This window comes from Stenotrophomonas sp. 3diitr2024, assembly GCF_042136455.1.
In the GTDB taxonomy this organism is placed as follows: domain Bacteria; phylum Pseudomonadota; class Gammaproteobacteria; order Xanthomonadales; family Xanthomonadaceae; genus Stenotrophomonas; species Stenotrophomonas sepilia.
The window spans coordinates 1-5173 of record NZ_JBHHMJ010000716.1 but is presented as its reverse complement, the minus strand read 5'-3'; the positions used below and the strand labels follow the sequence as shown (position 1 = coordinate 5173).

The 5173-nt window shown below is 65.9% G+C and carries 3 protein-coding genes; all 3 read left to right on the top strand.

Annotation, left to right across the window (positions count from 1 at the left end; genetic code table 11):
• Positions 1–291 precede the first annotated feature (291 nt).
• The 3 genes from rimP (at position 292) to infB (ending at position 5139) form a co-directional block, all read left to right on the top strand.
• Positions 292–882: a ribosome maturation factor RimP gene (rimP, locus tag ABGA94_RS18755; RefSeq protein WP_005417913.1), complete on the top strand. Its 591-nt coding sequence runs from the start codon at positions 292–294 to the stop codon at positions 880–882.
• Positions 883–886: 4 nt separating this feature from the next.
• The gene (gene nusA, locus ABGA94_RS18750) at positions 887–2398 is read left to right on the top strand and encodes a transcription termination factor NusA (RefSeq protein ID WP_005417911.1); all 1512 of its coding nucleotides are present in this window, start codon (positions 887–889) and stop codon (positions 2396–2398) included.
• A 92-nt stretch (positions 2399–2490) separates the two neighbouring features.
• On the top strand, positions 2491–5139 hold the full coding sequence (gene infB / locus ABGA94_RS18745; RefSeq protein ID WP_053499259.1) for a translation initiation factor IF-2: 2649 nt from the start codon (positions 2491–2493) through the stop codon (positions 5137–5139).
• Positions 5140–5173: the final 34 nt, after the last annotated feature.

The following is a 5173-nucleotide window of genomic DNA, read 5'->3' as shown; positions in this document are numbered from 1 at the left end:
GTCAGATCCCTTTTCCCGTGGAAAAGGGATCTGACCCCAGGTCCGCACCTTGCACCAGCGCGGTGCAGCCGCTATCATCAGCGGCCTAGCAGTACCCCTGAAGGCGGCCTCCCAGCGGGAGTCCGGACCCGGAAGGAGGGCCGCAACCGGCAGGCAATGCAGGTTGCAACCGGAATCCAGTCACCGGAGTCTTTCCGGAAAAGGGGCCCAACGGGCCCTTTGTCGTTTCCGGGGCGTCATGTTTCCACGCCGGCCAAGGCCGGCACCCAACCATAGAGATCAAGGCAGGCTGTGAGCGACAAGGCAACCGACATCGCGAATCTGCTCGCCCCGACCGTTGTGTCGCTGGGCCTGGAGCTGCTGGGCGTTGAGTATCTGCCGGCCCCCGGCGGTGCGACCCTGCGCCTTTACATCGACGTGCCGCTGGCTGAACAGCCCGAGCGCATCATCAATGTCGACGACTGCGAGCGGGTCAGCCGCGAAGTCTCGGCGCAGCTGGACGTCGAAGACCCGATCAGCGGCAATTACACGCTGGAAGTGTCCTCGCCGGGCGTGGACCGCCCGCTGTTCAACCTGGAGCAGTTCGGCCGCCACCAGGGTGAATCGGCCAAGGTCACGCTGAAGCTGCCGCAGGACAACCGTCGTCGCCTGCAGGGCCGTATCGAAGCGATCGACGAGGCTGCGGGCACCATCACCTTCATCGTCGACAAGGCTGAAGTGGTCGTGTCGGCCGACAACATCGACAAGGCACGGATCATGCCCGACTGGGTGGCGCTGGGGCTGGCCCCGAGCAAGCCGACCGGTCCGGCACCGAAGCGTCCGAAGCCGAACACGAATTCTTCTTCCAACGAGCCGGCGGCAAAGAAGCCGCGCGCGGAGTGAGCCAATGAGCAAGGAACTGTTGCTGGTAGTCGACGCAGTCGCCAACGAGAAGGGCGTGCCGCGTGAAGTGATCTTCGATGCCATCGAGGCCGCCCTGGCCTCGGCAGCGAAGAAGCGCTATCCCGAGGAGGAAGTGCTGACCCGCGTGGTCATCGACCACAAGGATGGCAGCTACGAAACCTTCCGGCGCTGGGAAGTGGTGGCCGATGACGTGGTGATGGAATCGCCGGATCGCCAGATCCGCCTGATGGACGCCGTCGACGAGGCCGAAGGCGTCGAGGTCGGCGACTACATCGAAGAGCAGATCGAGAACCCGGACTTCGGCCGCATCGCTGCCCAGGCCGCCAAGCAGGTCATCGTCCAGCGCGTGCGCGAAGCCGAGCGCCAGCAGGTCGTGGATGCATGGAAGGATCGCGTGGGTGAGCTGATCACCGGTGTGGTCAAGCGCGCCGAGCGCGGCAACATCTACGTCGACCTCGGTGGCAATGCCGAAGGCTTCATTCCGAAGGACAAGGGCATTCCGCGCGACGTGCTGCGTGCCGGCGACCGCGTGCGCGGCTACCTGGCCGAAGTGCGCTCGGAGCCGCGTGGCCCGCAGCTGTTCATCAGCCGCGCCGCGCCGGAGTTCATGATCGAGCTGTTCAAGCTGGAAGTGCCGGAAGTCGGCCAGGGCCTGGTGGAAATCAAGGCCTGCGCCCGCGATCCGGGCGACCGCGCCAAGATCGCCGTGCTGGCCCACGACCAGCGCACCGATCCGATCGGTGCCTGCATCGGCATGCGCGGTTCGCGCGTGCAGGCCGTGTCCAACGAGCTCAATGGCGAGCGCGTGGACATCGTGCTGTGGAACGACAACCCGGCCAACTTCGTCATCAACGCGATGGCGCCGGCCGAAGTGCAGTCGATCATCGTCGATGAGGACAAGCACTCGATGGACCTGGCCGTTGCCGAAGACCGCCTGGCCCAGGCGATCGGCAAGGGCGGCCAGAACGTGCGCCTGGCCAGCCGCCTGACCGGCTGGCAGCTCAACGTGATGACCCAGGACCAGGTCACTGCCAAGTCGGAGGCCGAGCAGGCTGCCGCCCGCCAGCTGTTCATGGACAAGCTGGAAGTGGACGAGGAAATCGCCGGCATCCTGGTCAGCGAAGGCTTCGGCACCGTCGAGGAAATCGCATATGTCCCGGTCGGCGAACTGCTGGCCGTGGAAGGTTTCGACGAGGACATCGTCGAAGAGCTGCGCGCTCGTGCCCGCGATGCGCTGCTCAATGAGGCCCTGGCAGTCGAGGAAGGCCTTGAAGACGGCCAGCCGGCGCAGGACCTGCTGTCCCTGAAGGGCATGGACGAAGCCACCGCATATGCGCTGGCCGGCCACGGCGTGCGTACCAGCGAGGACCTGTCCGACCTGGCCGCCGACGAGGTCATGGACTTCGGCATCGAAGGACTGGATCAGGCGCGCGCCGCTGCGCTGATCCTGGCCGCCCGTGCCGAGGAGATCGCCCGACTGGAACGCGGCGAATGAGCCGGCAATGAACAGGGCCCTGAGCCGCTCAGGGCGTAGAATCCGCGCCACCTCCAGATGCGGGGGGGCGCCCACAAGATCATAGGATCCGAATGTCGCAGCAAACCACCATCCGCAAGCTTGCCGAACTGGTCAACACGCCGGTCGAAAAACTGCTGGAACAGCTGGCCGGTGCCGGCATGAAGTTCAGCGGTCCCGACCAGGTCGTGACCAGCTCCGAGAAGGTAAAGCTCCTGGGCTTCCTTCGTCGTTCGCACGGCAAGCCCGAGCAGGCCCCGGAAGAGACCGATCAGTCTGCAAAGAAGATCACGCTCAACCGCCGGAAGCAGCAGGAAGTGACGGTCAATTCCGGTCGCAGCAAGACGACCGTGAATGTCGAGGTGCGCCAGAAGCGTACCTACGTCAAGGATGGTGCTCGCGCCATGACGCCGGACGAAGAGCGCGCCGACATCCTGCGCAAGCTGGAAGAGTCGCGTGCGCGCAACCTCGCCGAACAGCAGGCCCTGGCCGAGAAGGATCGTCTGCGCGACGAGGCCATCGTCCGTGCCCGTGAGGAAGAGGCTGCCGCCAAGGAACGCGCCGAGGCCGAGAAGAAGGCCGCCGAGGAAGCTGCGGCTGCGGCCAAGGCGGCCGAGGCACTGGCCGCCAGCAAGCCCAAGCGTGCTCCGATCGACGAAACCGCGCCGCGCCCGCCGCGCGCCCCGGCCGCCGCCCCGGCTGCGCCGCGTGGTGCTCCGCCGCCGCCGCCGCGCAACGACGAGCGCAACAACCGCAGCGCGCCGCGCAACGAGCGTGGCCCGGGCGACCGCTTCGCCGGCCAGATGCACCTGTCGGCCGCCGACCGTGCGCGTCGTGGCAACAGCAACAACAGCAATTCGCGTGGACGTCCGGGTGGCCGCAACCAGTCCGGTGGCCGTCGCGACATGTCGCGTGGTGGCAACAATGCCGGTCCGCACGCGTTCGAACGCCCGACCGCACCGGTCGTGCGTGAAGTCGCGATCGGCGAGACCATCACCGTGGCCGACCTGGCGCAGAAGCTCGCGCTGAAGGGCGGCGAGGTGGTGAAGGCGCTGTTCAAGATGGGCGTGATGGCGACCATCACCCAGTCCATCGACCACGACACCGCTGCGCTGGTGACCGAAGAACTCGGCCACAAGGCAATCCGTGCCAACGACAACGATGCCGAAGACGCGCTGCTGGCTTCGACCGGTGAAAACCAGGGCGAAGCCGTACAGCGCCCGCCGGTGGTCACCATCATGGGTCACGTGGACCACGGCAAGACCTCGCTGCTGGACTACATCCGCCGCACCAAGGTTGCCCACGGCGAAGCCGGCGGCATCACCCAGCATATCGGCGCCTACCACGTCGAGACGCCCAAGGGCGTCATCAGCTTCCTGGATACCCCGGGCCACGCCGCGTTCACCTCAATGCGTGCCCGCGGTGCCAAGCTGACCGACATCGTGGTGCTGGTGGTTGCTGCCGACGACGGCGTCATGCCGCAGACCAAGGAAGCGATCCAGCACGCCCGTTCGGCGGGTGTGCCGCTGATCGTGGCGATCAACAAGATCGACAAGTCCGGTGCCGACCCGATGCGGGTCAAGAACGAACTGCTCTCCGAGCAGGTCGTGGCCGAAGAGTTCGGTGGTGACATCCAGATGGTGGAGATCTCGGCCAAGACCGGCCTGGGCATCGACGACCTGCTGGACGCGGTATCGGTGCAGGCCGAACTGCTGGAACTGAAGGCCGTCGACGAAGGTCGCGCCTCGGGCGTGGTGATCGAATCGTCGCTGGACAAGGGCCGCGGCCCGGTCGCTACGGTGCTGGTGCAGCAGGGCCGCCTGAAGAAGGGCGACTACCTGGTGTGCGGTATCCAGTACGGCCGCGTGCGTGCGCTGTTCGACGAAACCGGCAAGCAGCCGGAGTTCGCCGGCCCGTCGATCCCGGTGCAGGTCCTGGGCCTGTCCGGTGTGCCGGAAGCCGGAGACGACTTCGTGGTGGTCGAGGACGAGCGCCTGGCCAAGGATGTTGCCCAGCAGCGTGAGACCAAGCGCCGTGAATCGCGCCTGGTCGCCACCGCTGGCAGCCGCATGGAAGACATCATGGCGACCCTGGGCAAGGGCGAGGGCCAGCAGGTCCTCAACCTGGTCATCAAGGCCGACGTGCAGGGTTCGGTGCAGGCCCTGAGCCAGGCACTGGTCGCGCTGTCCAACGAAGACATCCGCATCAACGTGATCCACTCCGGCGTCGGCGGCATCACCGAATCGGATGCCAACTCGGCGGCTGCTTCGAAGGCCACCGTCATCGGCTTCAACGTGCGTGCGGATGCTTCGGCCCGTCGCATCATTGAATCCAACGGCGTCGACCTGCGTTACTTCTCGATCATCTATGACGTGATCGATCAGGTGAAGCAGGTGGCATCCGGTCTGCTGGGCGTGGAGATCCGCGAAGAGATCATCGGTATCGCCGAGGTCCGCGACGTCTTCCGCAGCTCCAAGCTGGGCGCCGTTGCCGGCTCGATGGTCATCGAGGGCGTGGTCAAGCGCAACAAGCCGATCCGCGTGCTGCGCGACAGCGTGGTGATCTTCGAGGGCGAGCTGGAATCGCTGCGTCGCTTCAAGGAGAACGTCGAGGAAGTCCGCAACGGTACCGAATGCGGTATCGCGGTGAAGGCCTACAACGACGTCAAGCCGGGCGACCAGATCGAGTGCTTCGAGCGTATCGAAGTGCCGCGCACCCTGTAATGCTGCAAGGTGGCCCGACCAACGGTCGGGCCCT

What these genes read in the sequence shown, in the direction of transcription:
- nusA (WP_005417911.1), top strand. Translation starts at nt 887, where the DNA reads ATGAGCAAGGAACTGTTGCTGGTAGTCGACGCAGTCGCCAACGAGAAG.
- infB (WP_053499259.1), top strand. Translation starts at nt 2,491, where the DNA reads ATGTCGCAGCAAACCACCATCCGCAAGCTTGCCGAACTGGTCAACACG.